Annotated in this window: 2 protein-coding genes; one reads left to right on the forward strand and one right to left on the reverse strand. The window is 64.7% G+C overall.

The features are described from left to right. Nucleotides 1–643: CBS domain-containing protein (locus EN893_RS35580; RefSeq protein ID WP_128362247.1), on the forward strand; the 643-nt coding region annotated here is incomplete at its 5' end. Between the two features lie 166 nt (nt 644–809). Here EN893_RS35580 and EN893_RS35585 read toward each other — a convergent pair. After that, nucleotides 810–983, reverse strand: a 174-nt coding sequence (locus EN893_RS35585; RefSeq protein ID WP_206640254.1) for an NfeD family protein, incomplete at its 5' end; no start/stop codon positions are given.

Here is a 983-nt window from a genome sequence, read left to right on the forward strand (position 1 = left end):
GATGGGCATCGTCGCCTATTCCAGGCGCTTTTCCATTCCGCTGATCGCCATCACCGCCGGAGAGACATCGGCGCTGGCGCGGGCTGCCGACGTGGTGCTGCTTTTGCCGCGCGCGCCTGAAGCCTGCCCGCACGGCCTGGCGCCAACGACATCAACGCTGCTGCAACTGGTGATGGGCGACGCGCTGGCGATCGCGCTGCTCGAAGCACGCGGCTTCACGCCGGATCATTTCCGCACCTTTCACCCGGGCGGCCAGCTCGGCGCCAACCTGACGCAGATCCGCGAGATCATGCATGTCGGCGACAGGCTGCCGCTGGTGGTTGCGGGCACCGGCATGCATGACGCGATCCTGGAACTGTCGCGCAAGGGATTTGGCTGCGTCGCGATCACCGACGCAGACGGTGCGCTGGTCGGCATCATCACCGATGGCGACATCCGCCGGCACATCGGCAGCAACCTGCTGGCGATGACGGTGGATCAGGTGATGACAAAAGGCCCGAAGACCGCGACGCCGGACACGCTGGTGGCAACGGCGCTGCAGACGATCAACAACTCAGCCATCACCAGCCTGATGGTGGTGGAGGGCCGGAAACCAGTCGGCCTCATCCACCTGCACGACCTGCTGCGTATCGGCGCCGCCTAAGGTGTGCTGATCTTAAGGTGATGCCGGCCTGCAAACGACGGTTTCCTGCGCTTCCGGTGCTCACGTACCCAAAGTACGCTCCGCTCCGGTTCTCGGAACCCACCGTTTTCGACTCGGCCTGACCTGAATCTCAACACACCTTGTCCAAGCGGTGGGTTTCAAGAATTCAGACCGCCTCGACGGTCAGTTCCAGATCCGTATCGGCCGCACCCGTCACGCGCACTTGCGTGCCGGCCGGCAAATCCGGGCCGGAGACACGCCACAGCGTATCGCCCAGCTTGATGCGGCCGCGCCCGTCCCGGATCGGCTCGGCAAGTGTCGCCATCCTGCCGACCATTTG

The sequence above is a fragment of the Mesorhizobium sp. M7A.F.Ca.CA.004.04.2.1 genome (assembly GCF_004022825.1).
In the GTDB taxonomy this organism is placed as follows: domain Bacteria; phylum Pseudomonadota; class Alphaproteobacteria; order Rhizobiales; family Rhizobiaceae; genus Mesorhizobium.